The sequence below is a fragment of the Oceanicola sp. D3 genome, assembly GCF_006351965.1.
Lineage (GTDB): Bacteria > Pseudomonadota > Alphaproteobacteria > Rhodobacterales > Rhodobacteraceae > Vannielia.
Genome location: NZ_CP040932.1, coordinates 610,749 through 637,665, shown reverse-complemented (window position 1 = coordinate 637,665; position 26,917 = coordinate 610,749). Strand labels below are relative to the sequence as shown.

Annotated in this window: 27 protein-coding genes; 20 read left to right on the top strand and 7 right to left on the bottom strand. The window is 62.9% G+C overall.

Translation table 11 applies throughout. The features are described 5' to 3' along the window. Nucleotides 1–35: 35 nt before the first annotated feature. Nucleotides 36–866, bottom strand: a complete 831-nt coding sequence (locus tag FHY55_RS03290) for a prephenate dehydratase (RefSeq protein ID WP_140012827.1) — start codon at nucleotides 864–866, stop codon at nucleotides 36–38. A 131-nt stretch (nucleotides 867–997) separates the two neighbouring features. Between FHY55_RS03290 and FHY55_RS03285 the strand changes: the two genes are divergently transcribed. The 7 genes from FHY55_RS03285 to FHY55_RS03255 all read left to right on the top strand — a co-directional run bounded on the left by FHY55_RS03285 (nucleotide 998) and on the right by FHY55_RS03255 (nucleotide 8,614). After that, entirely contained in the window at nucleotides 998–1,528 is a 531-nt protein-coding gene (locus tag FHY55_RS03285) for a cytochrome c family protein (RefSeq protein ID WP_140012826.1), read from the top strand. Nucleotides 1,529–1,856: 328 nt separating this feature from the next. Beyond that, complete coding sequence (locus FHY55_RS03280; protein ID WP_254695410.1) at nucleotides 1,857–3,668, top strand: extracellular solute-binding protein; 1,812 nt, start codon at nucleotides 1,857–1,859, stop codon at nucleotides 3,666–3,668. A 43-nt stretch (nucleotides 3,669–3,711) separates the two neighbouring features. Then, nucleotides 3,712–4,893, top strand: a complete 1,182-nt coding sequence (locus tag FHY55_RS03275; RefSeq protein ID WP_140012824.1) for a microcin C ABC transporter permease YejB — start codon at nucleotides 3,712–3,714, stop codon at nucleotides 4,891–4,893. After that, nucleotides 4,893–6,011, top strand: coding sequence for an ABC transporter permease (locus tag FHY55_RS03270; protein WP_210410528.1), 1,119 nt, complete (start codon nucleotides 4,893–4,895; stop codon nucleotides 6,009–6,011). Before FHY55_RS03275 ends, FHY55_RS03270 begins: the two co-directional genes overlap by 1 nt. Further along, nucleotides 6,008–7,603, top strand: coding sequence for an ABC transporter ATP-binding protein (locus FHY55_RS03265; protein WP_140012823.1), 1,596 nt, complete (start codon nucleotides 6,008–6,010; stop codon nucleotides 7,601–7,603). The genes FHY55_RS03270 and FHY55_RS03265 overlap by 4 nt, the downstream gene beginning before the upstream one ends. Before the next feature lie 20 nt (nucleotides 7,604–7,623). Continuing rightward, entirely contained in the window at nucleotides 7,624–8,307 is a 684-nt protein-coding gene (locus FHY55_RS03260; RefSeq protein WP_210410527.1) for an alpha/beta fold hydrolase, read from the top strand. Continuing rightward, a complete protein-coding gene (locus FHY55_RS03255) occupies nucleotides 8,297–8,614 on the top strand; it encodes an HAD-IA family hydrolase (RefSeq protein ID WP_254695409.1) in 318 nt (105 codons plus the stop codon). Before FHY55_RS03260 ends, FHY55_RS03255 begins: the two co-directional genes overlap by 11 nt. Nucleotides 8,615–8,636: 22 nt before the next feature. On the opposite strand, the gene hemN is transcribed toward FHY55_RS03255, so the two are convergent. Next, nucleotides 8,637–9,989, bottom strand: a complete 1,353-nt coding sequence (gene hemN / locus FHY55_RS03250; RefSeq protein ID WP_140012820.1) for an oxygen-independent coproporphyrinogen III oxidase — start codon at nucleotides 9,987–9,989, stop codon at nucleotides 8,637–8,639. 59 nt (nucleotides 9,990–10,048) lie between these two features. Between hemN and fnrL the strand changes: the two genes are divergently transcribed. After that, nucleotides 10,049–10,798, top strand: coding sequence for a transcriptional regulator FnrL (fnrL, locus tag FHY55_RS03245; protein WP_140012819.1), 750 nt, complete (start codon nucleotides 10,049–10,051; stop codon nucleotides 10,796–10,798). Nucleotides 10,799–10,860: 62 nt separating this feature from the next. On the opposite strand, the gene FHY55_RS03240 is transcribed toward fnrL, so the two are convergent. Further along, complete coding sequence (locus FHY55_RS03240) at nucleotides 10,861–11,715, bottom strand: universal stress protein (protein ID WP_371707265.1); 855 nt, start codon at nucleotides 11,713–11,715, stop codon at nucleotides 10,861–10,863. A 193-nt stretch (nucleotides 11,716–11,908) separates the two neighbouring features. On the opposite strand from FHY55_RS03240, the gene ccoN reads away from it, so the two are divergent. From ccoN to ccoP, 4 genes are read left to right on the top strand one after another with little or no spacing between them, the layout of a single operon-like run. Continuing rightward, a complete protein-coding gene (gene ccoN / locus FHY55_RS03235) occupies nucleotides 11,909–13,519 on the top strand; it encodes a cytochrome-c oxidase, cbb3-type subunit I (RefSeq protein WP_140012818.1) in 1,611 nt (536 codons plus the stop codon). A gap of 15 nt (nucleotides 13,520–13,534) precedes the next feature. Then, nucleotides 13,535–14,263 (top strand): cytochrome-c oxidase, cbb3-type subunit II, encoded by a 729-nt coding sequence (gene ccoO / locus FHY55_RS03230; RefSeq protein WP_140012817.1) that lies wholly within the window; start codon nucleotides 13,535–13,537, stop codon nucleotides 14,261–14,263. Between the two features lie 15 nt (nucleotides 14,264–14,278). Further along, nucleotides 14,279–14,470, top strand: coding sequence for a cbb3-type cytochrome c oxidase subunit 3 (locus tag FHY55_RS03225; RefSeq protein WP_140012816.1), 192 nt, complete (start codon nucleotides 14,279–14,281; stop codon nucleotides 14,468–14,470). Next, entirely contained in the window at nucleotides 14,467–15,366 is a 900-nt protein-coding gene (ccoP, locus tag FHY55_RS03220; protein ID WP_140012815.1) for a cytochrome-c oxidase, cbb3-type subunit III, read from the top strand. The genes FHY55_RS03225 and ccoP overlap by 4 nt, the downstream gene beginning before the upstream one ends. Nucleotides 15,367–15,430: 64 nt before the next feature. Here the strand turns inward: ccoP and FHY55_RS03215 are convergent, their stop codons facing one another. Beyond that, nucleotides 15,431–16,063 carry a metal-binding protein ZinT gene (locus FHY55_RS03215; protein ID WP_140012814.1) on the bottom strand — a complete coding sequence of 211 codons (633 nt, stop codon included), beginning with the start codon at nucleotides 16,061–16,063 and terminating at the stop codon, nucleotides 15,431–15,433. A 148-nt stretch (nucleotides 16,064–16,211) separates the two neighbouring features. Then, on the bottom strand, nucleotides 16,212–16,340 hold the full coding sequence (locus FHY55_RS20850) for a hypothetical protein (RefSeq protein ID WP_256377573.1): 129 nt from the start codon (nucleotides 16,338–16,340) through the stop codon (nucleotides 16,212–16,214). A 99-nt stretch (nucleotides 16,341–16,439) separates the two neighbouring features. Between FHY55_RS20850 and FHY55_RS03210 the strand changes: the two genes are divergently transcribed. The 5 genes from FHY55_RS03210 to ccoS all read left to right on the top strand — a co-directional run bounded on the left by FHY55_RS03210 (nucleotide 16,440) and on the right by ccoS (nucleotide 21,839). Next, the gene (locus FHY55_RS03210; protein WP_140012813.1) at nucleotides 16,440–17,321 is read left to right on the top strand and encodes a LysR family transcriptional regulator; all 882 of its coding nucleotides are present in this window, start codon (nucleotides 16,440–16,442) and stop codon (nucleotides 17,319–17,321) included. Nucleotides 17,322–17,610: 289 nt separating this feature from the next. After that, entirely contained in the window at nucleotides 17,611–19,038 is a 1,428-nt protein-coding gene (ccoG, locus tag FHY55_RS03205) for a cytochrome c oxidase accessory protein CcoG (RefSeq protein ID WP_140012812.1), read from the top strand. Between the two features lie 2 nt (nucleotides 19,039–19,040). Beyond that, nucleotides 19,041–19,493 (top strand): FixH family protein, encoded by a 453-nt coding sequence (locus tag FHY55_RS03200; protein WP_140012811.1) that lies wholly within the window; start codon nucleotides 19,041–19,043, stop codon nucleotides 19,491–19,493. 1 nt (nucleotide 19,494) lies between these two features. Then, the gene (locus FHY55_RS03195) at nucleotides 19,495–21,681 is read left to right on the top strand and encodes a heavy metal translocating P-type ATPase (protein ID WP_140012810.1); all 2,187 of its coding nucleotides are present in this window, start codon (nucleotides 19,495–19,497) and stop codon (nucleotides 21,679–21,681) included. After that, nucleotides 21,681–21,839: a cbb3-type cytochrome oxidase assembly protein CcoS gene (ccoS, locus tag FHY55_RS03190; RefSeq protein WP_140012809.1), complete on the top strand. Its 159-nt coding sequence runs from the start codon at nucleotides 21,681–21,683 to the stop codon at nucleotides 21,837–21,839. Before FHY55_RS03195 ends, ccoS begins: the two co-directional genes overlap by 1 nt. Before the next feature lie 96 nt (nucleotides 21,840–21,935). Here ccoS and FHY55_RS03185 read toward each other — a convergent pair whose 3' ends face one another. Further along, nucleotides 21,936–23,669, bottom strand: a complete 1,734-nt coding sequence (locus tag FHY55_RS03185; RefSeq protein WP_140012808.1) for a D-alanyl-D-alanine carboxypeptidase family protein — start codon at nucleotides 23,667–23,669, stop codon at nucleotides 21,936–21,938. Nucleotides 23,670–23,909: 240 nt separating this feature from the next. Next, the gene (locus tag FHY55_RS03180; protein WP_140012807.1) at nucleotides 23,910–24,626 is read right to left on the bottom strand and encodes an HAD family hydrolase; all 717 of its coding nucleotides are present in this window, start codon (nucleotides 24,624–24,626) and stop codon (nucleotides 23,910–23,912) included. A gap of 99 nt (nucleotides 24,627–24,725) precedes the next feature. Between FHY55_RS03180 and clpS the strand changes: the two genes are divergently transcribed. The 3 genes from clpS to FHY55_RS03165 are packed head-to-tail and all read left to right on the top strand — an operon-like array spanning nucleotide 24,726 to nucleotide 26,913. Continuing rightward, the gene (gene clpS, locus FHY55_RS03175) at nucleotides 24,726–25,073 is read left to right on the top strand and encodes an ATP-dependent Clp protease adapter ClpS (protein WP_140012806.1); all 348 of its coding nucleotides are present in this window, start codon (nucleotides 24,726–24,728) and stop codon (nucleotides 25,071–25,073) included. Between the two features lie 37 nt (nucleotides 25,074–25,110). Continuing rightward, nucleotides 25,111–26,061, top strand: a complete 951-nt coding sequence (locus FHY55_RS03170; RefSeq protein WP_254695408.1) for a methyltransferase — start codon at nucleotides 25,111–25,113, stop codon at nucleotides 26,059–26,061. Nucleotides 26,062–26,103: 42 nt separating this feature from the next. Next, nucleotides 26,104–26,913, top strand: coding sequence for an SDR family NAD(P)-dependent oxidoreductase (locus FHY55_RS03165; protein WP_140012804.1), 810 nt, complete (start codon nucleotides 26,104–26,106; stop codon nucleotides 26,911–26,913). Nucleotides 26,914–26,917 lie beyond the last annotated feature (4 nt).

Here is a 26,917-nt window from a genome sequence, read left to right as displayed (position 1 = left end):
GCCGGGCCGGCGTTTTTTGTTTGTTGAGTGTCGTCTCAGTGCCGCCGTGCGTCTGCCGGGTAGACGCCGAGAATCTTCACCTCTTCGGTGAAGTGATCCAGCTCTTCCATGGCCAGTTGCACATTCGGGTCGTCGGGGTGGCCCTCGATGTCTGAGTAAAACTGGGTGGCGGTGAAACTGCCTCCGACCATGTAGCTTTCCAGCTTGGTCATGTTCACCCCGTTCGTGGCGAAGCCACCCATCGCCTTGTAGAGCGCGGCGGGGATGTTGCGGACGCGGAAGACGAAGGTTGTCATCATGGTTTCGGCGCGGCGCGCGGGTTTGGCCTGCGGGGCCATGATGAGGAATCGGGTGGTGTTGTGGGCGTGGTCCTCGATGTGTCGGGCAAGGATGTTGAGCCCGTAGGTATCTGCCGCGAGGTCCGAAGCCAAAACACCCTCGTTGCGCGCCCCGCTGGCTTGAAGCTCGGCCGCTGCGCCCGCGCTATCGGCGGCCGCCTCGCCCGTGATGCCGTTCGCCGCCAGAAAGGAAGCGCATTGCGGCAAGAGCACCAGATGGGCACGCACCTTCTGCACCTCTTCCAGTGTCACGCCCGGCAGAGCCATCAGCGAGATGTGCACGCGCACGAAGGCTTCATCGACGATGTGCAACCCGCTTTCTGGCAGCAAGCGGTGGATGTCGGCCACCCGGCCATAAGTGGAGTTTTCGACCGGCAGCATGGCCTGCTCGGCGGCCCCGCTGCGGACGGCCTCGATCACATCCTCAAAACTGCGGCAGGGCAGCGCCTCCATTTCTGGCCGGGCCTCGGCACAGGCCTGGTGCGAATAGGCCCCGAGTTCTCCCTGAAACGCTATACGGCCAGTCATTGCCGCCCCTCCCCTGACATTTCATACGATTTTGGCCCCCTCGGGCGTTTGGTCGCGCCTGATACGGCTTGCAGCACACCGGGTGAAGCCGCTAGAAGGCCGCGAGACGGAAACCGTGCACGGGATGAGACATGTTCGACACAATGACGATGGTCAAGGCGTTCGGCTGGCTGTGTGGGGCGCTGCTGATCTATCTGCTGATCAACTGGGCCGGTGAATCGCTGTATGCGATGGACGCAGGTGGCCACGGCGAAGAGGGCGAAGAGCATCCGCAAGGCTATGCCATTGCGGTGGAAGACACTGGTGGTGGCGATGCTGCCGAAGAAGATTCCGGCCCCTCGTTTGAAGAGGTATTTGCAGCCGCCGATGCCGGCAAAGGCGAGCGCGTCTTTGGCAAGTGCAAGGCCTGCCACAAGCTGGATGGCACCGATGGAACCGGGCCGCACCTCAATGGTGTTGTCGGTCGCGCGATTGGCGGCGTGGATGGCTTTGGCTACTCCGACGTCATGGCCTCTCACGGTGGTGAATGGACCCCTGAAGTGCTGAGCGAGTTCCTCGCCAACCCCAAAGGCTACATGAGCGGCACCAAGATGAGCTTTGCCGGTCTCCGCAAGATCGAAGACCGCGCCAACGTGATCGCCTATCTGCAAGCCGCGCAGTAAGCGACACGCAACAGAATTCAGGGCCGCCGCCGGGCAACCGGGGCGGCCTTTTTTGTGCCCTGCACTGACCTGCCCTCGCGCTTTGCTCACGAGGTTTCAACTTGCATGCCGGGACGTGGGGCATTTAGCTAAATTTAACGATGTTTTGCTGAGGTCGCCCCGCGCGGGTGACCCGCCCAACCTGACCCGAGAGGAGCCCGACTTGCGCCAGAGACATTTGCCGCCCCGAACTGCCGTCGCCGCAACTGCCCTGAAAGCGAAGCGGCGAGATGTTGTGACATGGGGGGCCGGGCTGGCTCTGGCATTAATGTTGGCTGCGCTGCCGGTAATGGCGCAGGACGAAACGAACATTGTCACGCGCCACGGCATTCCGACCTTTCCGGGCGGTGAGCTGAAGTATGGCCCCGACTTCGAACATCTGGACTATGTGAACCCCGATGCCCCCAAGGGTGGCGAAATGTCGGAATGGGCTTTCGGTGGCTTTGACAACTGGAACCCCTACACCATCAACGGCCGTGCCGGCGCCCTCTCAAGCGCACCGCTCGAAAGCCTGCTTACTTCGGTTTCCGATGAGATCGGCTCGGACTACGGGCTGCTGGCAGAGAGCCTGGAATACCCGGAGGATCGCTCATGGGTGATTTTCAACCTGCGCGAGGGAATCGAGTTTTCTGACGGCACGCCGATGACCGCAGAAGATGTGCTGTTTTCCTATGAGGTGTTCAGGGAAAAGGGCCTGCCAAGCTTTCGCAAGGTGCTGGACGACACCGTTGAAACAGCTGAGGTGCTAGACCCGCTGCGCATCCGGTTCGACTTTAAGGAAGACACGGAAAAGCGCGACGCGATCCAGAAGGTTGGCGGCCTGCCGATCCTCTCGAAAGCACAGTACGACACGGGCAAGATGGATCTGGAAGAACCGCAAAGCACACCATGGATCGGCACTGGACCCTATGTGGTCGACCTCGACCGATCAGAGCTTGGCAAGACCGTCGTTGTGACGCGTAACCCCGATTACTGGGGGCAGGATCTGCCGATCAACATTGGCCGCAACAACTTTGATGCGCTCCGGGTTGAGTATTTCGCAGATTACGCCGTGGCGTTGGAGGGGCTGAAAGGCGGAGCCTACATGTTCCGCAATGAGGCCAGCTCAAAGGATTGGGCTACGGGCTACGACTTCCCAGCCGTTGAGAAGGGCTGGATCGTGAAGCGCGAGTTGCCGCATGGGGTGATCTCCAACGGTCAGAGCTTTGTGTTCAACACGCGCCACGAACAGCTGAAGGATCCGCGTGTTCGCGAGGCGATCGGGCTGATGTTCAACTTCGAATGGTCGAACGAGAAGCTGTTTTACGGGCTCTACGAGCGAGTGGATTCCTTTTGGGAGAACACCGATTTGGCTGCAACCGGCCTGCCGAGCGAGGAAGAGTTGGCGCTGCTGGAGCCGCTGCGGGCAGACATCCCTGAAGAGGTGTTTACCGAAGAACCCTATATGCAGCCGCGTTCGGACCCGAATAGCTCGACCGACCGGCGCAACCTGCGCAAGGCCAACCGCCTGCTGGACGCTGCAGGGTGGAGCGAGTTCAACAGCAGCGGGCTGCGGGTGAAGGACGGCAAGACACTGCGGGTGGAATTCCTCAATGACAGCCAGACCTTTGACCGGATCGTGAACCCCTTTGTGGAAAATCTCCGCTCTGCCGGGATCGACGCGCAGCACCAGCGGGTGGACAACGCCAGCGCCACCGAGCGCGAGCGCCCGCCGAACTATGATTTTGACATCGTCACGGCCTTCCTGCCCACCGGCTATGTCCCCGGCGACTCGCTCAAGCAGTACTTTGGCAGCGAAACGGCCGACACTTCGACCTTCAACAAGATGGGGCTGAAGAACCCTGCCGTTGATGCGCTGATCGAACATGTGAAGGCTGCGCAGAACCAGAAAGACCTTGAAGTGGCCATTTCGGCCCTGGACCGGGTGTTGCGAGCGCTGAAATTCCGCACCGGGCAGTGGAACAAGGCGGCCTATACGGTGGCCTACTACGATGTCTTCGAGCACCCGGAGGAGTTGCCGCCCTACGCACTCGGCAACATGGATTTCTGGTGGTATAACGCCGAGAAGGCCGAGAAGCTGAAAGCGGCTGGCGCGTTCTGAGCGGGGCGCGAGAAAAAGAAAAATGCAGGCGAAAAGGCTCTAGATGAGCGCATATATCCTCAGGCGACTCTTGCTGATTATCCCGACTCTGTTCGGGATAATGCTGGTGAACTTCATCCTCACCCAATTCGTCCCCGGTGGCCCGATTGAGGCGGTTATCGCGCGGGTCGAGCAGGGTGAGGGCGCAGGCGATAATGTGACCGGCGGCGCTGATGCCGGGCAGCAGCAAAGCGAAAGCGTGGACGATCGCTATCAGGGGGCGCGGGGCCTCTCGCCTGAGTTTCTGGCCCAGCTTGAAGTGCAGATGGGCTTTGCCCGTGTCGTCTGCGAAGAGGGCTATGAGCCACGCGACGGCGAAGCGATCACCCACCGCGATCTGTCTTCAGAGGCCTGCACCAAGGAAGACATCGGCCTTGCCGAGCGGTTTTTCATCATGATGGGCCAATATCTGACCTTCGATTTTGGTGAGAGCTACTTCAAATCGAAGTCAGTGGTGAGCCTTGTCATCGAGAAGATGCCGGTTTCGATCACGCTGGGCCTGTGGTCAACGCTCATTGCCTATATGATCTCGATCCCGCTGGGCATTCGCAAGGCGGTGAAAGACGGCAGCAAGTTTGACACTTGGACCTCGGGCGTCATCGTTTCTTTCTATGCCATTCCGGGGTTTATCTTCGCCATCCTGCTGCTGGTGCTCTTTGCGGGCGGCTCCTACTGGAAGATATTTCCGCTACGCGGCCTCACCTCGCCCAATGCGATCTGGGAAGACCTGAGCCTTTGGGGCAAGGTGCTGGACTATCTCTGGCACATCTTCCTGCCCGTGCTGGCCTCATCGATCGCCGGGTTCGCCTCGCTGACGCTACTGACGAAGAACAGCTTCCTCGACGAGATCAAGAAGCAGTATGTGATTACCGCGCGGGCCAAAGGGCTGAGCGAGAAGCAGGTGCTGTATGGCCATGTCTTCCGCAATGCGATGTTGATCGTGATTGCGGGCTTTCCGGGGGCCTTCCTCGGTGTTTTCTTCGGCTCGTCGCTCGTGATCGAGTGGCTCTTCTCGCTGGACGGACTCGGGCGGCTGGGTTTTGAGAGCGTGGTCGACAGGGATTACCCGGTGGTCTTCGGCACGCTGTTCGTTTTCGGGCTGATTGGCCTGTTGGTTAATATCCTGAGCGATCTGATGTATGTCTTCGTCGATCCGCGGATCGACTTTGAGCGGAGGGCTGGCTGATGGCGTTGATCAAGTTGGGCCCGCTGGGCCAGCGCCGGTGGCGTAACTTCAAGAAAAACCGCCGCGCCTTCTGGTCTCTGATCCTGTTTAGCTTGCTCTTTGGCGCGAGCCTCTTTGCCGAGTTCCTCGCGAACGACAAACCAATCCTCGTGCAGTATCGCGGCGAGTATTACATGCCGATTCGGACGTTTTATTCGGAGCAGGACTTTGGCGGTGACTTCCGCACGGAAGCGAAATACCGCGATATCGAGGTGCAATGCCTCATCCGCTCTGGCGGGCTGGAGGCCTGCTTTGATGACCCGGAAGCCGTGTATGAAGACGCCGCCGACGGGGTGGTGGACGGCGAGGAGATCGAGAAGGGATGGGCGCTTTGGCCACCTGTACCCTACTCCTACAACACCCCGAATGATGACATCGTGGGTGCTGCCCCTTCAGCGCCGGATGGCAATCACTGGCTGGGCACCGACGATGGCAGCCGAGACGTGCTGGCGCGGGTGATTTATGGCTTTCGACTTTCGGTGCTGTTCACCCTGATCGTCACCGCAGTTGCCTCCGTTATCGGCATCGCGGCGGGTGCGGCGATGGGCTACTTTGGCGGCTGGGTCGACCTGTTCTTCCAGCGGATGCTGGAGATCTGGGGCGGCATCCCGGGGCTTTATGTTATCATCATCATGTTCGCGATCTTTGGCCGAAGCTTCTGGCTGCTGGTCTTCCTGACGGTGCTGTTCGGCTGGCCTGCGCTAACGGGCGTGGTGCGAGCGGAATTCCTGCGCGCCCGCAACTTCGAATATGTCCGCGCCGCCAAGGCGCTGGGAGTGAGCGACAGCAAGATCATGTTCCGCCACATCCTGCCCAATGCGATGGTAGCAACGCTGACGCTGATGCCCTTTATCATCACCGGCACCATTGGCGGGCTCGCCACGCTGGATTTTCTTGGCTACGGCCTGCCGTCCAGCGCGCCTTCATTGGGCGAGCTTACGCTGCAGGCCAAACAAAACATTCAGGCCCCGTGGCTCGCGTTTACCGCGTTCTTCACCTTCGCCATCATGCTTTCGCTACTGGTCTTCGTGTTCGAGGGTGTGCGCGATGCGTTTGACCCGCGGAAGGTGTTCGCATGAGCGCGGTGCTGGAGGTTAAAGACCTGAAGGTGTCTTTCCGGCAGGACGGGGAAACAACCCATGCGGTGAAGGGCGTTTCCTTCTCGGTAGGTCGGGGCGAGACGGTGGCGCTGGTTGGCGAGAGCGGATCGGGCAAATCTGTTACCGCGCTTTCAACGGTGAGCCTTTTGGGCGAGAGCGCCCGGGTTGACGGCTCTGTGCGCTACATGGGCGCAGAGATGGTGGGAGCCGATGACCAGAAACTGATGGAAGTGCGCGGCAACGACATTTCCTTCATTTTTCAAGAGCCAATGACCAGCCTCAACCCGCTGCACACGCTGGAAAAGCAGCTGGCTGAGAGCCTTGAACTGCACCAGGGGATCAAGCGGAGCGAGGCGCGGGATAGGATCATTGAGCTGCTCAAGGACGTGGGCATCCACGATCCGGCGAGCCGCCTCGGAGCCTATCCGCACCAACTTTCGGGCGGGCAGCGGCAACGGGTGATGATTGCGATGGCGCTGGCCAACAACCCCGACCTGCTGATTGCCGATGAGCCGACCACGGCGCTGGATGTGACCATTCAGGCGCAGATCCTCGATTTGCTGGCCGAGCTCAAGCAGAAGCGCAAGATGAGCCTCCTGTTCATCACCCATGATCTCGGGATCGTGCAGGCGATTGCCGACCGGGTCTGTGTGATGCAGGACGGCGTGATTGTTGAAACCGGGCCAACGGCGGAGATATTTGCCAACCCCAAACATGCCTACACCCGCAAGCTCCTTGGCGCTGCGCCGCAGGGCGGGCCGCCGGACGTGCCGGCGGGGGCCGAAGAGATCGTGCGGACGGAAGATCTGCGCATCTGGTTTCCCATTCAGTCAGGCTTGCTGAAACGAACGGTGGGGCATGTGAAAGCCGTGAATGCCGCCAGCCTCTCAGTCAGGGCGGGCGAGACGATGGGGATCGTCGGCGAGAGCGGCTCGGGCAAGACGACGCTTGCCTTGGCGATCATGCGGCTGATCCAGTCGGAAGGGCCGATCTATTATCTCGGCGAGGACATTCAGGGTTGGAAGACCCGGCAAATGCGAGAGCTGCGGCGGCATATGCAGATCGTGTTTCAGGATCCTTTCGGCAGCCTCAGCCCACGCCTGACGGTCGCGCAAATCGTAGCCGAGGGGCTGGGTGTGCATGGCGTGGAGAAGGGGCAGGATCCGCGCGCGCTGGTGGCCGACATGCTGCAAGAAGTGGGCCTCGACCCGGCGGTGATGGACCGCTACCCGCACGAGTTTTCAGGCGGACAGCGCCAGCGGATCGCTATCGCCCGCGCGATGATCTTGAAGCCCCGTTTGGTGGTGCTTGATGAGCCAACGAGCGCACTTGATATGACGGTGCAGGTGCAGATCGTCGACCTGCTGCGCGATCTCCAGACGAAGTATGGGCTGGCCTATCTGTTCATCAGCCACGATCTGCGAGTCGTTCGGGCGCTGAGCCACAAGGTTATGGTGATGCGTCAGGGCGATGTGGTGGAAGCCGGGTTGGCCGCAGAGGTGTTTGATGCGCCCAAGTCGGACTACACCCGCACGCTGATGGATGCGGCGTTCGACTTGCCGGGCGGCTGAGACCGGTGGCGCGGCTGGTGGTGATGCCCGGCCTCGATGGCACCGGGCTGCTGCTTCGGGATTTTGCCCGCGCCATGGCCGCCCATTGCCCGACCGAGGTGCTGCGCTACCCGCCCGATCTGGCGCGTTATGATGCCTTGGTGCCCTGGGTTTGCGCCCGGCTGCCCGACACGCCGCATGTGCTGCTGGCAGAGAGTTTTTCGGGGCCGCTGGCGGTGCGGGTGGCGGAAAATGCTCCTGAAGGGCTGCGCGGCGTCATCTTCATCACCAGTTTTCTGCGCTCCCCTCAGCCGGTGCCTTCGGCGCTGTCGGTGGGGCTGAAGGCGATGCCGACCGACTCGCGTATCGCGCTGCGGCTGCTTGCCCCCTTCACCACCGGAAGCGCTGGTTCGCCGGAGATGACGGAGCAATTTGCGCAGGCACTGCGGGAGGTGCCAACCGAGACGTTGGCCGAAAGGCTGCGCGAGGTGCTGGAAGCAGACGTGCGCGAGCGGCTCGCCGCCCTGCCCATGCCACACGCCTGCGTTCTGGCGCAGCAAGACATGCTGGTGCCATCGCGCAGGGCCGAAGAACTGGCGGCGGGCGCGTGCCGGGTGGAACGGCTCGATGGACCGCACTTCCTGATGCAAACCCGGCCCGAGGCGGCGGCAGAGGCCGTTGCGCGATGCATGGCCGCGCTGGAAGAGGCCAGCCGTGCGGATTGAGGCGATCGCCTGGGATTTTGACGGGGTACTCAACCGCTGCGTCGAGAATGGGCGGTTTCTCTGGGCGAAGGATTTCGAGCGCGACACCGGGCAAAGCCTTGCGGGGTTTCAGCAGGCGGTGTTCGGCGCGGGGTTTCGCGAGGTGATCGAGGGGCTGGGCCTGCCGCCGGAATCCTGCCTGTTTGTCGACGACACTGCGGAAAATGTGCAGGCCGCGCGGGCGCTGGGGTGGCAGTCGTTCCACTTCACGCCCGAAACGCGGGGCGCGCTGGCGGGGGTGATATCGGGCGCGAAAGCTGGCGGTTGAGACGGGGCCGTGTGGCGCGGCCTCAAATAGCCGAGCTGTGCCCAGCGCGGGAGAGGTCATAGGCATCGACGGCGCGGGCGATGACGCGCGTAAGTGGGCGCGCCTTTGGCGGAATCTCAATGCCAGCGGAGGTGAGATTGACCACGCCGTCGAACCTTGCCGTGATGCCCTTGAGCACGCTGAGCACCCAATGCGGGCTCGCCCCGAGGGCGACGATGGCCTTCACATCGCAGCGGAACTCGCACATCAACTGCTCGATAATCCGACCGCGCCAAAGGTCTTCCCGGCTGAACACGTGGCCCCGCGCGGTTGCGAAACGGCCTTCGCGGATGTCTCGGGTGTAAGCCGAGGTGGCCGAGGCGTTTTGCGCGTAGCCCTGCGGGAAGCGCGAGATCGAGGAGGCGCCAAGGCCGACAAGCGCAGTTGCGGTGTCGTCGGTGTAGCCCTGAAAGTTGCGCCGCAGGCGGCCATCGCGGAGCGCGCGGGCCAGCCCGTCGCCGGGGCGAGCGAAGTGGTCAATCCCGATCTCCTCATAGCCATCCCAGCGAAACAGCCGCCGCGCGGTTTCAAATAGCGCGAGGCGTTGCTCGGGAGTGGGCAGCGCATCGGTGGGAATCAGCGACTGGCGCTTTGCCACCCACGGCACATGGGCGTAGCCATAAAGCGCAACCCGGTCGGGGGAGAGCGACATCAGCTTTTGGACCGAGTCGGCCATGCGCTCCTCGGTCTGATGCGGCAGGCCGAAGAGGATGTCAGCGTTAAGGCTCTCGATGCCGCGGGCGCGGATCATCTCGACTGCGCGGGCCGTCAGCTCATAGCTTTGGTCGCGACCGATGACCTTTTGAATCTCGGGATCGAAATCCTGCACGCCAATGGAGGCGCGGGTCATCCCCGCCGCCGCTAGCGCATCAAGGCGGGCCTCGTCGATCTCATTGGGGTCGATCTCGACCGAGAACTCCGCACCGGGGGCCATCGGCACCACAGCCTCGACCGCCGCCGCCAGTTCCTCCATCATCGGGGCTTCCATCAGCGTGGGCGTGCCGCCGCCCCAGTGCATGCGAGAAAGCCGCACGCCGGGGGCAAGGTTGCGACTCAGATGCGCAATTTCGGCCTTCAGAACCTCGAGATAGGCGCGAACTGGCTCGCCTGAAGAGGTGCCTTGGGTGCGGCAGGCGCAAAACCAGCAGAGCCGACGACAGAAAGGCACGTGAATGTAGAGCGATATCTGCCCGTTCTCGGGGATCGCGCGGAGCCAGCTGGCAAAGCGCCCCTCGTCAACGCCCCCGGCAAAGTGCGGGGCGGTGGGGTAGCTGGTGTAGCGGGGCACACGTGCGTCAAAGAGGCCGTGGCGGGCAAGTTGTGCAGTGGTTTCCATTGGCCTAGGTTACTGGACAGGGGCACTGGGGTGCCTTGACCCAGATCAACAGGAAGAGAATGGCTGTCCTCGACATCAAGTTCACGTCACATGATTGCGGCTCGTGTCCGATCCGCCATAGGGCAGTTTGTGCGCGCTGCGACGAGGACGAGCTCTCGCATCTGGAAGAGATCAAGTATTACCGCAGCTTTGAGCCGGGGCAGACGGTGATCTGGTCGGGCGACCACATGGATTTTCTCGGCTCGATTGTCAGCGGCGTTGCGACGCTGAGCCAGACGATGGAGGACGGCCGAACGCAGATGGTGGGCCTGCTTTTGCCCTCGGATTTTGTGGGCCGCCCTGGGCGCGAAGCGGCCACCTATGACGTAACGGCGGTGACTGACCTCACGATGTGCTGCTTCCGGCGCAAACCGTTCGAAAACATGATGGAATCCACACCGCATATCGCCCAGCGCCTGTTGCAGATGACGCTGGACGAGTTGGATGCAGCGCGCGAGTGGATGCTGATTTTGGGCCGAAAGACAGCGCGGGAGAAAATTGCCAGCCTGCTGGCTATTCTGGGCCGTCGCGATGCCTCACTGGGGCTTGGCGGGCCAATGGGCGATGAGATCACCTTTGATCTACCACTCACGCGGGAAGCGATGGCCGATTACCTCGGCCTTACGCTGGAAACGGTGAGCAGACAGGTTTCAGCACTGAAAAAGGACGGCCTGATCGAGTTGGAGGGGAAGCGCCGGGTGCGTGTGCCAAGCTACGATGCGCTCATGGTGGAAACGGGCGATGACTCGGACGGCGGCGTGATGGTTTAGGCCGGGTGGTGGGCAGATTGCCCACCCTGCGAGTTGCCTCGTTAAGCAGGCGAGACTCTTCCCTACCGCGCCATGAACACGGGCACCGGGGGCTTCTCCAACACATCGCGCGTTGCCCCGCCGAGGATGGCCTCCCGGAAGCGGGAATGGCCGTATGCGCCCATAACCAGCAGGTCTGCCCCGAAGTCGGCCACGTGCCGTGCCAGAACGTCGGACACTTTGGGCATGGTGCGCGATAGCACCGAGATTTCGCAGCGAAGCCCATGGCGGGTGAGCATCTGGCTCAGCGCACCGCCCGGATCGGAGCGTTCGGGGCCGTGGCGTGGCGGGTCGATGATGGCGATATTCACCAGATCAGACCCGGCCAGAAGCGGCAGCGCTCGGCGGATGGCGGCAAGCGCCTCGGGGCTTTGGTTCCAAGCGAGAACGGCGCGGCGCGGACGCACTGGCGCTGTGGCGGTTTCGGGCAGGACTATCACCGGGGCGTGGCTGTCGAACAAAGCTGCCTCAAGCGCGACCTCATATTCCGTGCCTTTGCCGTCGCCATAGGGCGCGGGCATAACGACCAAGTCTGCAAAGCGCGCCCGCGATGTGATCAACCCGGCCAGGGCGGCCATCTGGCCCACTGCACTCTCGACTGACCAGCGCAAGGCGGAGGCCTTCATGTGCTCGCGCGCCGATGCCTCGATCTTCTCGGCGGCGGCGCGCGCCTCGTTGTAGGTTTCCTGCTGCACCACGGCCGTCGCCCCGGCGTAATAGTAGCCAACCTGGGTGCGATCACATCCGATCCCGATCACTTCCAGATGCGCATCAAAGGTATCGGCCAGCGCCTCGGCATGGTTCAGCGCCCGGGATTGCGTGGAGCCAGCAGCCAGCGGCTCCAGCAGGGGGGCGAGTATCGTCTTCGGGTCCATCATCATCGTCTCCTCGCGGAAAGGGCCGGAAAGAACGCCGGCGGGCTTATGCAGCAGGGTGCAGGATTTCGAGCCGCCAGAAATTGACCTGAATCAAGGACGCCGCCGTCTGTTCCGACGAATTTGCCCCCAATTCGAGGACCGTTAGCGGGGGGATTCCCTGTGCGGCTTCGTGGGGACAAAGAAGGAAACTGTCATGTGGGACTACGTGAAGATCGTGCTGTTCGGCCTGATCGCGCTGCTCGCGGCCATCGCTGCGAACTACGCGCGCGATCTGGCCTATATGGTGCACGCCCTGATCATCTGCGCCGTAGCGGCGGGGATGTTCATCTGGGCGGTGCGCACCACCTGGGAAGAGAAGCCGGCACCGGCGCTCAACGCTGAAGGTTATATGGACGGCGTGGTGCGCTACGGCGTTGTCGCCACGGCCTTCTGGGGTGTTGTCGGCTTTCTGGTGGGCACCTTTATCGCCTTCCAGCTGGCATTTCCGGGGCTGAACTTCCAACTCCTGGGAGACGGGATTGGCAACTTCGGGCGCCTGCGGCCGCTGCATACCTCTGCAGTGATTTTCGCCTTCGGGGGCAACGCGCTGATCGCGACGAGCTTCTACATCGTGCAGCGGACCTCCGCCGCGCGGCTCTGGGGCGGCAACCTCGCCTGGTTCGTGTTCTGGGGCTACAACCTGTTTATCATTCTGGCGGCCACCGGCTACCTGCTGGGTGCAACCCAGAGCAAGGAATACGCTGAACCGGAATGGTACGTGGACATCTGGCTCACCGTCGTCTGGGTGGCTTATCTTCTGGTGTTCCTCGGCACGATCCTGAACCGCAAGGAGCGCCACATCTACGTGGCAAACTGGTTCTTCCTCAGCTTCATCGTGACCGTGGCCATGCTGCATGTGGTCAACAACCTCTCGATCCCGGTGAGCATCTTCGGCGCCAAGTCGGTGCAGGTGTTTGCCGGTGTGCAGGATGCGATGACACAGTGGTGGTATGGCCACAACGCAGTGGGCTTCTTCCTCACCGCCGGCTTCCTCGGGATGATGTACTACTTCGTCCCGAAGCAGGCCGAGCGGCCGGTTTACTCCTACAAGCTGTCGATCATCCACTTCTGGGCGCTGATCTTCCTCTACATCTGGGCCGGTCCGCACCACCTGCATTACACCGCCCTGCCCGACTGGGCCTCAACGCTGGGCATGGTGTTTTCGATCGTGCTGTGGATGCCGAGCTGGGGTGGCATGATCAATGGCCTGATGACCCTGAGTGGCGCGTGGGACAAGCTGCGCACCGATCCGATCATCCGGATGATGATCGTCTCCATCGGCTTTTATGGCATGTCCACTTTCGAGGGCCCGATGATGTCGATCCGCGCGGTCAACAGCCTGAGCCACTACACCGACTGGACCATTGGCCATGTGCACTCCGGCGCGCTGGGCTGGAACGGGATGATCACCTTCGGGGCGCTCTACTTCCTGACGCCGAAGCTGTGGAACCGGGCAAAGCTCTATAGCCTTCCGGCGGTCAACTGGCACTTCTGGCTCGCCACCATCGGGATCGTTCTCTACGCCTCCTCGATGTGGGTGACCGGGATCATGGAAGGCCTGATGTGGCGTGAAGTTGACGCCAACGGCTTCTTGGTCAACGCCTTCTCCGACACGGTGAGCGCGAAATTCCCGATGTATGTGGTCCGGGCTCTGGGTGGGGTGCTCTACCTTGCCGGTGCGCTGATCATGGCCTGGAACCTGTGGATGACAGTGCGGAAGGGTGAGGCCAAAGTGCCCGCCGCCGCCGCTGTCGCCGCTGAATAAGGGGGGCCTGAGAAAATGGCACTTCTCGACAAGCACAAGATCCTTGAAACCAACGCAACGCTACTACTCTTGGGCTCCTTCCTCGTTGTCACCGTCGGTGGCATCGTGGAGATCGCCCCTCTCTTCTACCTCGACAACACGATTGAGGATGTGGAGGGAGTGCGGCCCTACTCGCCGCTGGAGTTGACCGGGCGCGACATTTACATCCGCGAAGGCTGCTACGTCTGTCATAGTCAGATGATCCGCCCGATGCGCGACGAGGTGGAGCGCTACGGCCATTATTCGCTGGCAGCGGAAAGCAAGTATGACCACCCGTTCCAGTGGGGCTCCAAACGCACCGGGCCGGATTTGGCCCGGGTGGGCGGGCGCTACTCCGACGAATGGCATGTGGACCACCTGATCGACCCGCAGAGCGTGGTGCCCGAGAGCGTGATGCCGAAATACGGCTACCTGCTCGACCGGCCGATCGAGGGCGAATACGTGGGCGAGCTGATGGCCACCCACCGGATGGTGGGCGTGCCCTACACCGACGAGATGCTCGAAGCCGCAGCAGAGGACTTTGCCGCGCAGGCCGACCCGGACAGCGACTATGACGGGCTGATCGAGCGTTACGGCGACTCCGCGCAGGTGCGCAACTTCGATGGCCAAGCAGAGCTGACCGAGATGGATGCTCTGGTGGCCTATCTTCAGGTGCTCGGGACGATGGTGGATTTTTCCACCTTCCAGCCCGACGAGAGCCGGTAAGGGAGGGCACGCGAGATGGATACCTATTCGTGGATGCGTGAACTGGCCGACAGCTGGGTTCTGCTTGCCATGTTCGTCTTCTTCCTTGGTGTCGTGGTCTGGGCGTTTCGGCCCGGGTCACGGAAGGACCATGAGGAGAGCGCCAACCTGATCTTTCGGAACGAAAAGACGCCTGCGGGCGAGGGCCTCGAGGAGGCGAAGCAATGAGCAAGAAACCGACAACGCCCGAAAAGGATATTCCGACAACCGGCCACAGCTGGGACGGGATTCAGGAATACGACAACCCGATGCCGCGCTGGTGGCTCTGGACCTTCTACGCCACCATCATCTGGGGCATTGGCTACACCATCGCCTACCCGGCCTGGCCGCTGGTGAAAGGTGCCACGGCAGGGCTGCTGGGTTACTCGACCCGCGCCGAGGTGCAGGCGGAGATAGACAGCTTCGACGCCGCCAACGAGGGCATGCGGCAAAAGCTGGTGGCCGCCGATCTGAACGAGATCAACAGCGACCCAGAGCTTGCCAGCTTTGCACAGAACGCTGGTGGCGCGGTTTTCCGGACATGGTGCGCCCAGTGCCATGGCTCGGGTGCGGCGGGGGCCAAGGGCTACCCCAACCTCCTGGATGATGACTGGCTGTGGGGCGGTGACATGGAAGCGATTCACTTCACCATCACCCACGGCATACGCAACGAGGACGACCCGGAGGGTGAGGCCCGCTACTCGGAAATGCCGCGCTTTGGCACCGACGAGCTGCTGGAGACCGAAGAGATCGAGCAGGTGGTGAACTACGTGATGTCGCTCTCGGGTGAGCCGCAGGATGCTTCGCTGGTTGAGGCCGGGCAGGTGGTGTTCGAAGACAACTGCTCTTCCTGCCATGGCGAGAACGCCGAGGGCGACCGGGAGCAGGGCGCGCCGAACCTGTCGGACGCGATCTGGCTCTATGGCGGCGATTACGCCGATGTGCGCGAGTCGGTTTACAACGCCCGCTTTGGCGTGATGCCCAACTGGAATACCCGGTTGAGCGAAGCCGAGATCCGGGCAGTGTCGGCCTATGTGCACACCCGCGGCGGTGGCGAGGAGCCAGCTGAAGCGGCTGGCGAGTAAGCATCTGCCACATAAGTTGCGGGCCGCTCCGGGAGACTGGGGCGCCCCTTTTCGTGCGCTGGTGTCAGTGCGCCGTCATCTCGTGCACCACCTCGCCCGGCGTCAGGGAGGACGGGTAGTAGGTGGGCCAGTTCGTCACCTCTTCGAGCAGCGCGGCGCGATCATCGCCCCAGTAGAGGTGATAATGATCGGCCTTACCGGGGGCGATCTTGTGATCGGAGAACTGGAAGTAGGCAGGCGCAGCTGCATCACCCTCGGTTTTGGCAAAGACGAAACGGACGCCGCGATTGCCTTTCTCGTAGTTCAGCACTTCGTAGCCGTCGTAGGCGTAGCGGGCCTGAAGTGGGCCGTTTTCGCCGTGGAAGGTGACAGTGTCGCCCTCGATCACGATGCGATCCACATCAGTAACGTAGCCGGTCTCGTAATAGGCGCGATACTCTTCCGCCGACTTATCCCCATTCGCGGCCTTGTGTTCCATGACCTCGTCGAGTTGGCCGGAGGTGAGCAGCGGGTAGACCGACTGCCAGTCACCCGCCCAGTCCGACAGCGGACGATCGGCGATCTGGCTGTCTTCAAAATAGCCTTTGTAGATCTGCTCGGCCTCCGCATCATGGGCGTGGTCGTGCTTGGTTTCGGCGACGGCAGGCATGGCGATGAGGAGAGCGGCGAAGGCTGCGCCGAGGAGGTTGGGTTGCATTGAAGTCCTCTTTGGTTGGATGGTTATGTTATAACATAACGACTGCTACCTAGACCGGCGTGAAGGACGTTGCAACCCGAAGGCCTGGACATAAAGAAGGGCCGCACCCGGATTGCCGGGGCGGCCCTTCGATCATGCGGCTGACCAATCAGGCGTCGGGGAACGCGGTGAGCCGCGGCAGCGTGAGCCGCCAGGGAGCCGTAGGACACGCGGCGGGCGGAAGGCCCTTGCCCGTCCGGGTGGCCGTGAACAGGGCCTTTGAAAGAATCATGAACATCTCGCGCCTCCTCTCGTGCATCGGTTACCCCATGATCATTGACGCCTCGGCGCGGATTCGCGAGTTTAATAGATATCCGTATGTAAGGAATACTAACGCATGCCCCTTCGCGACCTGCCCCCACCTGCTATGCTCCGCGCCTTCGCGGCACTGGCCGAGGCGGGCTCTATTACGGCTGCGGGGGAGGCCCTGGGCGTGACACATGCTGCGATCAGCCAACAGATCAGGGCGCTGGAGAGCCACCTTGGCGTAGCGCTCGTGCAGCGCGATGGCCGCTCAGTGCGGCTAACCGAAGCTGGCGAAGAACTGGGCGCAGCCGTTAGCGGGGGGTTTGCGCTCATTGGCGACGCCGTGACCCGGATCACCGGGCAGGGTGAAGGGCGACCGGTACAAATCACCACCACGCCGATGTTTGCAGCTCATTGGCTGATGCCGCGTCTTGCCGGGTTTCGCGAACGTTTTCCGGAGGTGGAACTGATGCTGAACCCATCACCCCAGCTCGCAACACTTTCGCCTGGCGGCGTGGATATTGCCATTCGCCACGGCAAGGGCGACTGGCCGGGCGTTGTTACGGAGATGCTCATTGCGTCAGAATATGTGATCGTCGCCGCGCCGGAGCTTTTGGCGGGCCGAAAGATTGGCCGCGCCGAAGACCTGTTGGAGCTGCCGTGGCTTCAGGAGTTCGGCACAAATGAGGTGGATGAGTGGCTGAAGAGCCAAGGGGTGACGGAGGCGCGGGCAAAACTTCACAGCCATCTGCCTGGTAATTTCCTGCTGGATGCGGCCCGCAGAGGAGAGGGCGTGGCCGCCACCACCCGCGCGTTGATCGAGGAGGATATTGAAGCAGGGACGCTCACGGTTCTGTTCAACCGGGGACCGGTGGCAGAGGGCTATCACATCGTCACCCGGCCCGGTCCGCTGCGCCCGCCTGCGGCGAAGTTCGTCAAATGGCTGCGGGCCCATAAAACCGCCGCCGCTTGACCCAGATCAAAGCCGGTGAGTCGCGCGAGGCGTAGAAGGGAGACATAGCGAGCCAAGGCAACCTCCCTTCCGCCGAAGCTCCGCACTTCCGGCTCGACCGGATAGGCCCCGGCCCTCCTTCCTGTTCGCGCGTTTCCTTGGAAGGGTCGGGGCCAAGTGCATCTGGCCTCCCCGAAATCCAGCGCGAAAACTCGCAGTGAAGAATCAGCTTTGTTGATTCAGGTCAATGTCGCCCGGCCCGCGCCATGACATTCACAATCCGGGATGTATGCGCGAAAGGGCGTGAATCGTGAGCACAGTTGAGCCGGAAGAGCCAAAGAGCCTCTATGCCGCGCGGGAACCGATTTTCCCGCGTCGGGTAAAAGGAAGTTTCCGCACTCTGAAATGGGTGATCATGCTGGCCACCCTCGGCGTCTACTACCTCACTCCGTGGATCCGCTGGGACAGAGGCCCCAACCTTCCCGATCAGGCTGTGCTGGTAGACCTCGCCAATCGCCGGTTTTTCTTTTTCTGGATCGAGATTTGGCCGCATGAGTTTTACTTCATCGCGGGTCTGCTCATCATGGCCGGGCTGGGCCTGTTCCTGTTCACCTCCGCGCTTGGGCGGGTGTGGTGCGGCTATGCTTGCCCGCAGACGGTATGGACCGACCTCTTTATCCTTGTTGAGCGCTGGATCGAAGGCGACCGCAACGCGCGGCTGCGCCTTCATCGGCAAAAAAAGCTGGACTTCCGCAAGGCGCGGCTGAGAGCGACGAAGTGGGTCACTTGGCTGCTGATCGCTCTGGCGACTGGCGGGGCTTGGGTGTTCTACTTCACCGATGCCCCGACCCTGCTGCGCGATCTCGCCACGCTGAACGCCCACCCGGTGGCCTACACCACCATCGCCGTGCTTACCGCCACCACCTTTGTCTTCGGCGGTTTCATGCGCGAGCAGGTTTGCATCTACATGTGCCCGTGGCCGCGCATTCAGGGCGCGATGATGGACGAGAACACCCTGACCATCGGCTACCGCGATTGGCGCGGCGAGCCTCGCGGCAAGCCGAAAGACCCGGCGGCAGGGGACTGCGTGGACTGCTTTGCCTGTGTGAACGTCTGCCCGATGGGCATCGACATCCGCAACGGGCAGCAAATGGAGTGCATCACCTGCGGGCTGTGCATCGACGCCTGCGACGAGATGATGGACAAACTGGGCCGCCCGCGCGGGCTGGTTGGTTACCTCGCAATCTCGGATGAGGCATGGGAGACCACCGGGAATAAAGCGAGGAGCGTGTGGAAGCACCACATCTTCCGCCCGCGCACGATCCTTTACTCCGCTCTCTGGGCGCTTGTGGGCCTTGGTCTGGTGGTGGCGTTGTTCATTCGTGATGACATCAGCCTGACGGTCGCACCCGTGCGAAACCCGGTGTTTGTAACCATGTCGGACGGAACCATTCGCAACACCTACGAGCTGCGCCTGCGCAACAAGCACGGCGAAGACCGACGCTTTGGCATTGCCATCACGGGCGACCCGGTGCTGCGCGTGGCGATTGAGGGCACACCCTACGGCTCGGTCATGGTGCCCGCCGACGAAACCATGCTGCAACGGGTGCACGTGTTTGCCCCAGCAGGCTCGGCCGCCGCGGAGGGCGATTTGACGGAGTTTCGCTTCTGGGTAGAAGACCTCAGCAATGGCGACCGGGTACACAAGGACAGCAGCTTTAACGGGAAGGGACAGTGAGCATGGGCGAGATTACCGGAAGGCAGGTGTTTGCGGTGACAGCGGGGGCCTTTGCCGTGATCATCGGTGTGAACTTGGTGATGGCTTACAAGGCGGTCAGCACTTTCCCCGGGCTGGAAGTTAAAAACTCCTACGTTGCGAGCCAGCAGTTTGACGCCAAGCGAGAAGCGCAAGAGGCTTTGGGGTGGAACGTTGCGCCGCAGTACGAAGGCGGTGTTTTGGCAATTGCCGTCACCGGGCCGGAGGGGCGGCCAGCTGTGGTGGAGAATTTTGAAGTGATGGTGGGCCGCACCACCGTGCGCAATCAGGATCGGATGCCGGAGTTTACCTATGAAGGCGGGCGATTTGTGGCACCGGTAGACCTTGCCCAAGGGCGCTGGGAGGTGCGGGTGAAGGCCAATGCCGTGGATGGCACGCCGTTTGAGCAGCGGCTCATCCTGACGGTGCGGGGCTAAGATGGACGGCAGCGTGGAACGTGGCGGCCTTGCGGCCTGCCCGGCCTGCGTTGCACTGCCCGGCATGGGGGACGTGGCGGCAGGTGGCGTGGCGGAGAAGGAGCTTTTGCTCTCGCTGCCCGAGATCCATTGCGCTGCCTGTATCAGCGGCGTTGAGCGCGTGCTCGCCGCACAGCCGGGCGTGGCCTCAGCGCGGGTGAACCTGACGCTAAAGCGCGCGACCGTGGACGCTGAAGATGCTGTTGAACCCGGCGCGCTGGTGGCCGCCCTTGGCGCGGCGGGGTTCAAGGCGCAGGAGCTTGATGCAGGCCTACTGAGCAGCACCGAGGCTGACAAAGCAGGCCGCGACCTGTTGATGCGCCTCGCCGTCGCCGGGTTTGCCATGATGAACGTCATGCTGCTTTCGGTCGCCGTTTGGAGCGGGGCCGAGGGGGCGACACGCGACCTGTTTCACTGGATCAGCGCGGCAATCGCCTTCCCCGCCGTGGGGTTCGCCGGGCGGCCCTTCTTTGCCTCCGCCGCCGTGGCGTTGAAGGCGCGGCGGCTGAACATGGACGTGCCAATCACGCTGGCGATCCTGCTGGCGCTGGGCACTTCGCTTTACGAGACGATCCATTCCGGCGCGCATGCCTATTTCGACGCCGCCCTATCGCTCACCTTCTTCCTGTTGGCGGGGCGTTACCTCGACTACCGCACGCGGGCCGTGGCCCGCTCTGCCGCTGAGGAGCTGGCCGCGCTGGAGGTGCCCCGCGCGGTGCGGCTGGTGGACGGCGCGGAAGAGACGGTGGGCGTGGGCGAGCTGGTGCCGGGCGACGTGGTGCTGGTGCGCCCGGGCGGGCGGATGCCGGTGGACGGTGTAATCGTGGAAGGCGCAAGCGAGTTGGATCGCGCCCTGCTGACCGGCGAGACCCGGCCTGTGGCCGCCGAGGTGGGTCAGGTGGTGAGCGCGGGGGAAGTCAACCTGACCGGCCCGCTCACCGTGCGGGTGACGGCGGCGGGCAAGGACAGCTCGCTGCACCGCATGGCCGATCTGGTGGCCGTCGCGGAGAGCGCGAAGAACAAATACACCTCGCTGGCCGACCGGGCGGCGGGGCTTTATGCGCCGGGGGTGCACATCCTCTCGGCGCTGGCGGGGATCGGCTGGTTCGTGGCGACGATGGATGCGCGGGTGGCGCTGAACATTGCCGCCGCCGTGCTTATCATCACCTGCCCTTGCGCGCTTGGCCTCGCCGTACCCGCGGTTGTGACGGCGGCCTCGGGCAAGCTCTTCCGCAAGGGGCTGCTCATCAAGGACGGCACGGCGCTGGAGCGGCTGGCGGAGGTGAGCCACGTGGTGTTCGACAAGACGGGCACGCTGACGATGGGCACGCCGGATCCGGTGAACCTGAGCGACGTACCCGAGGCCGCAAAGCGGGCGGCACTTTCGCTCGCCATGGGCTCGAGCCACCCGCTGGCGGTGGCGCTGACGGGCGCGCTGCGGGCCGAGGGCGTGTTGCCGCTGCCGGTGGAAGGGCTGCGCGAAGTGCCCGGCTATGGCACCGAGGCGATGGCCGACGGCAGGGCGCTGCGGCTGGGCCGGGCGGAATGGGTTGGTGCGGAGGCGGGCGAGGACACGGCGACGTGGCTTTCCCTCGAAGGTGCGGCGCCGGTGGCCTTCACCTTCGCCGACCGGCTGCGCCCCGGCGCGGCGGAGGCCGTGGCGGCGCTGACGGCGGCGGGCTGCGAGGTAGAACTGCTCTCGGGCGACGCGCCGCGGGCGGTGGCGCGTTTTGCCAAGGCACTGGGCATTGACACCTTCCGCGCGGGCGTGCTGCCCGCCGAGAAGGCGGCGCGGGTGGAGGCGTTGCAGGCCGGGGGCGCGAAGGTGCTGATGGTGGGTGACGGGCTGAACGATACTGCAGCCTTGGCCGCAGCCCATGCCAGCGTGAGCCCGGCGACCGCGCTCGACGCGGCGCGCGTGGCCTCGGACATCGTGCTGCTGGGCGAAAGCGTGGCGCCGGTGGCCGATGCGGTGACCATGTCGCGCAGGGCGGTGAAACGGATCCGCGAGAACTTCCAGATCGCCACGGCCTACAACGTCATCGCGGTGCCGCTGGCGGTGGCCGGAATGGCCACGCCGCTGGTGGCGGCGCTGGCCATGTCGGCCAGCTCGATCACGGTGTCGCTCAACGCGCTGAGGCTGCGGTAATGGAAATTCTCGTCTACCTCATCCCGATCTCGCTGATCCTCGGCGGCCTCGGCCTCGGCGCCTTCTGGTGGGCGGTGAAGAGCCGCCAGTTCGACGACCCGGAGGGCGACAGCCGCCGCATCCTCTCGGACGAGTGGGACGACCAGCCGAAGCCGTAGCACCCCGAATTTTCGTACGAAAATTCGTTGCCCCGGAATGATTTGCGCCCGGCGGATCACTCCACCGGGCGCGTCCCTCGTTATCTCTTGTGAGCCTCAGCCCTGGCCGGGCTCGAGCGCGGTGCAGGTGGTGCCGCGCGCCTCGAGGCGGGCACAGGCAAGCTTCGCCTTGTCGGCGGAGAGGCCGACGAAAATCGCCTCGAAGCCACCCTTGCGGTTGTTCACCTTGCGCAGCGAACCGTCGAGCGTTTCCATCTCTTTCAAGGCCGTCTTCAGCAGCACCTTCTCGGCGGAGAAGCGCGACGGATACTTGCCCAGCGAGATCGCCCAGAGCTTGCCGCCCGAGGTGGAAGCGCGGGTAATGACAACAGGCTCTTCCGGCTGAACACGGGCCGGGGCTGCGGCCACTGCGGCTGGGGCTGCCTCGGCTGACGCCAGTTGAACGCCCTCAGGCGCCGGGCGCGCGCTGCGAACCGGGCGCGGCTTGGGCAGCAGAGAGGGCGAAATGGCGGGTCCACCAGCGGCGGTGAAGGTGCCCGGTTCTTCCGCCACGGCCATTTCCAGATCGCCAGCAGAGCCACGCACCTCGCCCGGCTCGTCATCGAGCGTGGGGCGAGCAACGGGGCTGACAGAGGCGAGAGTGAGCTTTGCGGTCTTTTCTTCAGCCGCCGGCTCTTCCTTCAGCTCGGCAAGTGCCTCGGCCACTTGTTCCTCTGTTTCAAGAGTTGTCGCCGGTGTGATGCTTGCAAGCTTTGCTGCCTCCGCCTTCGGATCGACATCGGTTTCGCTAACGACAGCGGCGACGGCAGAATCGATCTCTTCGGACAGCGCGGCGAGCAGAAGCTCGTCAGTGACATCTGTCGACGGCGCAGCGGGCTCAGACCCCGGACGACGGCGTGGCCGGAGGGATTTCGCAACGGCACGTTGCAGACGAATCGTCTTGCCCTTGTAGATGCCATCGCCCGTTTTGGGTGCTGGCGTGGGCGACTCCAGCGCGGCCGTCATCACCGGCGCGGGGCCGTTGTCATTGGGTGTGTAGGCAGGCTTGGCTGGCTTGCGAACCGCCACGCGCGAGGGGGCACGGCGAAAGCCAAGATCGAGCAGTTCCGCCACCTTGGCATTGCGTGAGGCAGAGCTGCGCCCACCGAAGACGGTAGCGATGATGCGCTCGTTGCCGCGCTCGGCGGAGGCGACGAGGTTGAACCCGGCAGCGCGGGTGTAGCCCGTCTTGATCCCATCGGCCCCTTTGTAGGCGGAGAGCAGGCGACGGTTGGTGTTGTTCACCGTCTTGCCCATGGTCGAGGTGCTCATGCGCGAGAACAGGTTGTAGTAGTCCGGATAGTCATAAAACAGGTGACGGCCCAGCTTGGTCATGTCGGACGCGGTCGAAAGGTGGCCCGACTCCGTGAGACCATGCGCGTTTTTGAAGGTTGTCCGAGACATGCCGAGCGCAGCGGCGGTGCGGTTCATCCGGCGGGCGAAAGCCGCCTCGGAACCAGAGATTCCCTCACCGATGGCGGTGGCGGCATCATTCGCCGATTTCACTGACGCTGCGCGGATCAGATAGCGCAGGGCCACGCGCTGACCAGCCTTGAGCCCAATCTTCGACGGCGGCTCAGCGGCGGCCTTCTTGGAGATGAGTATCTTGGAATCAAGCGAAAGCTCGCCATGCTCGACCGCCTGAAAGGCGACATAGAGCGTCATCATCTTGGTCAGAGACGCGGGGTGGAGCCGCGTATCCGCATTGCGGGAGTGCAGCACCTCGCCGGTGCGTGCGTCGATCACCATGGCTGCATAGGGCGCCGCGTTTGCGCGCAGCGAGATGCCCATGAGCGTGATCAGGAATAGTCCGATAAGAAGGCCGAATCGGCCCCTGGTGGAGAGCGTGCTCACGTCGCTTGCCTTTTACTGCCTCAGGCCGCCGGATTTTTCCGGTCGGCAATTTTTGTTCTGATTTGATACCACGCTAGCACAGGAATTTTCGTGCGAAAACATGGCATTTGAGAGGTTTTTTAAGGTTGCAGCGAAGCCACATGCGCAACATCTAGCGGGCGACCAGGGGGCCTTCCGCTAGATGCTTTGTCCGATCTCATCGACGAGCGCCGGAAGTTTGCCCAAATCTGCAATTTCGCGGAAGCGGCTTTGCGCTTGTGGCGGTTCGGCATGCTCAAGCGCCCAGCCAAGCTCTTGCGGCACAAAGATTCCCCAAGCTCCGACTTCGAGAGCGGGCAGAACATCGGATTTCATCGAGTTGCCTACCATCATCGCCTCGCCCGGCGCGTGCCCACCGAAGATTCGGGCATAGGTGTGCGGCGTCTTGTGGCTGACGATCTCGACCGCATCGAACAGGTCACCCAGCCCGGACTGGGCCAGCTTGCGCTCCTGATCGAGAAGATCTCCCTTTGTAATGAGAGCGATGTGGTGACGGCCCGAAAGCTCCTCCACCGCCGCGCGCGCGTGCGGGAGCAGCTCAATTGGATGCGAGAGCATGTCCTGCCCGGCAGCGAGAATCTGGCTGATGACCTCGCCGGGAACACGGTGCTCGGTTACCTCCAGCGCAGTTTCGATCATCGAAAGCATGAAGCCTTTGATCCCGAAGCCATAGTGGCCGATGTTACGCTTTTCGGCCTCCAGTAGCCGCGCATCGAGCTCTTCGGCGTCGGTGAAATCTGCCAAGAGCTCTGCGAATCTGCTCTGCGTCATCTGGAAAAAACGCTCGTTGTGCCACAGCGTATCGTCGGCATCGAAGCCGATGGTGCGGAGTTTCTGCGACGTCTTGGCAGGCATTTTGCGTGTTTCTCTCCCATCTCACCCTTTTCAGGGCGGTCACGGGCCATATATAACGGCTCCGATATCCCATGCACCAGACAGAGACCACGGAGCGCCATGCGCCTTGAGCCCATTACCATGTCGCAGGACGACGAAGACGACGTCATTGGCGGCGATCCGGCGATTGCGCTCAAGACCAAGCCCAAAACCAAGAAGCCTCCGATGTACAAGGTGATGCTTCTGAACGACGATTACACGCCGATGGAATTTGTGGTGCATGTACTCGAGCGGTTCTTCAACATGACCCACGCGCAGGCCTTCGAGATCATGCTTGCAGTGCATAAAAAGGGCCTCGCCGTTGTTGGCGTGTTCAGCCACGAGGTGGCCGAAACCAAGGTGGCGCAGGTGATGGATTTTGCCCGGCGCCATCAACACCCCCTCCAATGCACCATGGAAAAGGAGTAGGGCCCCGGTCCTTGCCCCGATGACCTCCCGTTTGAAAATGGCGCTCGATGCGGGCGCAGTTGAGCTGCCTGAGGGCCGGCTGGCCGTGTTTCGACCCGGCGCGGGCGAGGCGTGGCTGCCCGAAGGCGCCGAGGTGGTGACGGGCTTCTACCCCGATGTCGTCGCTTGGGAAGGCCGGGGCTTTTCTGTCTCGCAAGCCCCAAAAGGCGAATTTTCAGGTGCAATCGTCTTTGTGCCAAGATCCAAAGCGCTGGCGAAGGACTTGCTGGCACAGGCTGCCGCCTTGGGCGGGCCGGTGCTGGTGGATGGGGCCAAGACCGATGGGATAGAAAGCCTCTGGAAGGCCGCCCGCAAACAGGGCGACGCCTCGGCGGCATTCTCGAAAGCGCATGGCAAGGTGTTTGCTGTCACGGGCGGAGATTTTTCGGCCTGGCGTTTGCAGGAGGTGAGCGAGGCCGAGGGCGGATGGATAACGGCTGCGGGCGTGTTCTCGGCGGATGGGCCCGATGCCGGCTCGGAACTGCTTGCCGCAGCGTTGCCTGCGCAGATGAAAGGCCGGGTGGCGGATCTGGGTGCCGGCTGGGGCTACCTTTCAGCCGCTGTGCTAAAGCGTGAGGGCGTTGTAGCCGTGGAACTCGTGGAAGCCGAATGGGCGGCCCTCGAGGCCGCGCGCAAAAACCTTGACGACCCACGTGCGCGTTTCACTTGGGGCGATGCCACTGCGCCGCTCGGAGATCCTTTAGACCACGTGGTGATGAACCCGCCCTTCCACCCGGCGCGTGCCGCCAACCCGGGCTTGGGCACCGCGTTTATCGCTTCTGCCGCCGCGTCATTGAAACCTTCGGGCAAACTCTGGATGGTGGCCAACCGTCATTTGCCCTATGAGGCCGCCCTTGCCGCCCATTTTGGCGAGGTGAGCGAGATCGGCGGGGATACACGCTTCAAGCTTTTCTCCGCCGCCCGACCCGCTCGCCAAGGGCGCAGATAGGCACTAAGCTGCGGCTTCACAGGCCGCCGAGAGGGAGCGCACATGAGCTTTTCGATCAAGGGCAAGACCTGCATCGTCACCGGGGCCAGCCACGGGCTGGGGTTGGCGATTGCCCGGCATTTTGCGGCCCACGGTGCCAACGTGATGGCTGCGGACAATGACGACAAGAAGCTGGCCGAGGAGTTCGCCGCCGAGGCCGAGGCTGAAGGCAGCCAGTTGCGCTACTTTGCCGGGGATCTGCGCCAACGGTTATGTCAGGCCAATCTGCTATCGGCCGCAATTGACGCCTTTGACCGGGTCGATGTGCTGGTGAACGCCTACCGGGTGGTGATGCCCTCGGTTCCCGACGACCCGGATGAGGATGCGGTAGAGGAACTGTTGCAACAGAACTTGCTGACTGCCTTGCGAATGACCCAGCTTGTGGCCAAGCGCTTCACCAAACAGGCCGAGGGCAGTGAAGGTGAGGGTGGTATCGGTTGTGTTGTAAACCTCAGCTCGATCGCCGCCCGGCGGACGCATCCCCGGCTGCTGGCCTATTCGGTCTCGACCGCCGCACTCGACCAGATGACCCGCTCGATGGCGGTGGCACTGGCAGCGCAGCGGATTAGGGTCAACGCAGTGAGCTTTGGCTCGGTGTTGACGACCTCGCTGAACAAAGCGGTCAACGAGAACGAGGGCTACAGAGAAGACATCGTGAGCCACACGCCAATGGCCCGCATCGCCCAGCCTTCAGAAGTGGCCGAAGTGGTGCAGTTTCTGGCCTCCGAAAGCGCTGGCTTTATTACCGGACAGGTGGTGACGATGGACGGCGGACGCTCATTGTTGGATCCGGTGGGCGCACCGGCGCACTGAGGCA

Excerpts from the sequence above, each read along its gene's own strand:
- FHY55_RS03290 (WP_140012827.1), bottom strand. The coding sequence starts at position 866 with ATGACTGGCCGTATAGCGTTTCAGGGAGAACTCGGGGCCTATTCGCAC.
- FHY55_RS03285 (WP_140012826.1), top strand. The coding sequence starts at position 998 with ATGTTCGACACAATGACGATGGTCAAGGCGTTCGGCTGGCTGTGTGGG.
- FHY55_RS03280 (WP_254695410.1), top strand. The coding sequence starts at position 1,857 with ATGGCGCAGGACGAAACGAACATTGTCACGCGCCACGGCATTCCGACC.
- FHY55_RS03275 (WP_140012824.1), top strand. The coding sequence starts at position 3,712 with ATGAGCGCATATATCCTCAGGCGACTCTTGCTGATTATCCCGACTCTG.
- FHY55_RS03270 (WP_210410528.1), top strand. The coding sequence starts at position 4,893 with ATGGCGTTGATCAAGTTGGGCCCGCTGGGCCAGCGCCGGTGGCGTAAC.
- FHY55_RS03265 (WP_140012823.1), top strand. The coding sequence starts at position 6,008 with ATGAGCGCGGTGCTGGAGGTTAAAGACCTGAAGGTGTCTTTCCGGCAG.
- hemN (WP_140012820.1), bottom strand. The coding sequence starts at position 9,989 with ATGGAAACCACTGCACAACTTGCCCGCCACGGCCTCTTTGACGCACGT.
- fnrL (WP_140012819.1), top strand. The coding sequence starts at position 10,049 with ATGGCTGTCCTCGACATCAAGTTCACGTCACATGATTGCGGCTCGTGT.
- FHY55_RS03240 (WP_371707265.1), bottom strand. The coding sequence starts at position 11,715 with ATGATGGACCCGAAGACGATACTCGCCCCCCTGCTGGAGCCGCTGGCT.
- ccoN (WP_140012818.1), top strand. The coding sequence starts at position 11,909 with ATGTGGGACTACGTGAAGATCGTGCTGTTCGGCCTGATCGCGCTGCTC.
- ccoO (WP_140012817.1), top strand. The coding sequence starts at position 13,535 with ATGGCACTTCTCGACAAGCACAAGATCCTTGAAACCAACGCAACGCTA.
- FHY55_RS03225 (WP_140012816.1), top strand. The coding sequence starts at position 14,279 with ATGGATACCTATTCGTGGATGCGTGAACTGGCCGACAGCTGGGTTCTG.
- ccoP (WP_140012815.1), top strand. The coding sequence starts at position 14,467 with ATGAGCAAGAAACCGACAACGCCCGAAAAGGATATTCCGACAACCGGC.
- FHY55_RS03215 (WP_140012814.1), bottom strand. The coding sequence starts at position 16,063 with ATGCAACCCAACCTCCTCGGCGCAGCCTTCGCCGCTCTCCTCATCGCC.
- FHY55_RS20850 (WP_256377573.1), bottom strand. The coding sequence starts at position 16,340 with ATGTTCATGATTCTTTCAAAGGCCCTGTTCACGGCCACCCGGACGGGC.
- FHY55_RS03210 (WP_140012813.1), top strand. The coding sequence starts at position 16,440 with ATGCCCCTTCGCGACCTGCCCCCACCTGCTATGCTCCGCGCCTTCGCG.
- FHY55_RS03200 (WP_140012811.1), top strand. The coding sequence starts at position 19,041 with ATGGGCGAGATTACCGGAAGGCAGGTGTTTGCGGTGACAGCGGGGGCC.
- FHY55_RS03195 (WP_140012810.1), top strand. The coding sequence starts at position 19,495 with ATGGACGGCAGCGTGGAACGTGGCGGCCTTGCGGCCTGCCCGGCCTGC.
- ccoS (WP_140012809.1), top strand. The coding sequence starts at position 21,681 with ATGGAAATTCTCGTCTACCTCATCCCGATCTCGCTGATCCTCGGCGGC.
- FHY55_RS03185 (WP_140012808.1), bottom strand. The coding sequence starts at position 23,669 with ATGGGCATCTCGCTGCGCGCAAACGCGGCGCCCTATGCAGCCATGGTG.
- FHY55_RS03180 (WP_140012807.1), bottom strand. The coding sequence starts at position 24,626 with ATGCCTGCCAAGACGTCGCAGAAACTCCGCACCATCGGCTTCGATGCC.
- clpS (WP_140012806.1), top strand. The coding sequence starts at position 24,726 with ATGCGCCTTGAGCCCATTACCATGTCGCAGGACGACGAAGACGACGTC.
- FHY55_RS03170 (WP_254695408.1), top strand. The coding sequence starts at position 25,111 with ATGGCGCTCGATGCGGGCGCAGTTGAGCTGCCTGAGGGCCGGCTGGCC.
- FHY55_RS03165 (WP_140012804.1), top strand. The coding sequence starts at position 26,104 with ATGAGCTTTTCGATCAAGGGCAAGACCTGCATCGTCACCGGGGCCAGC.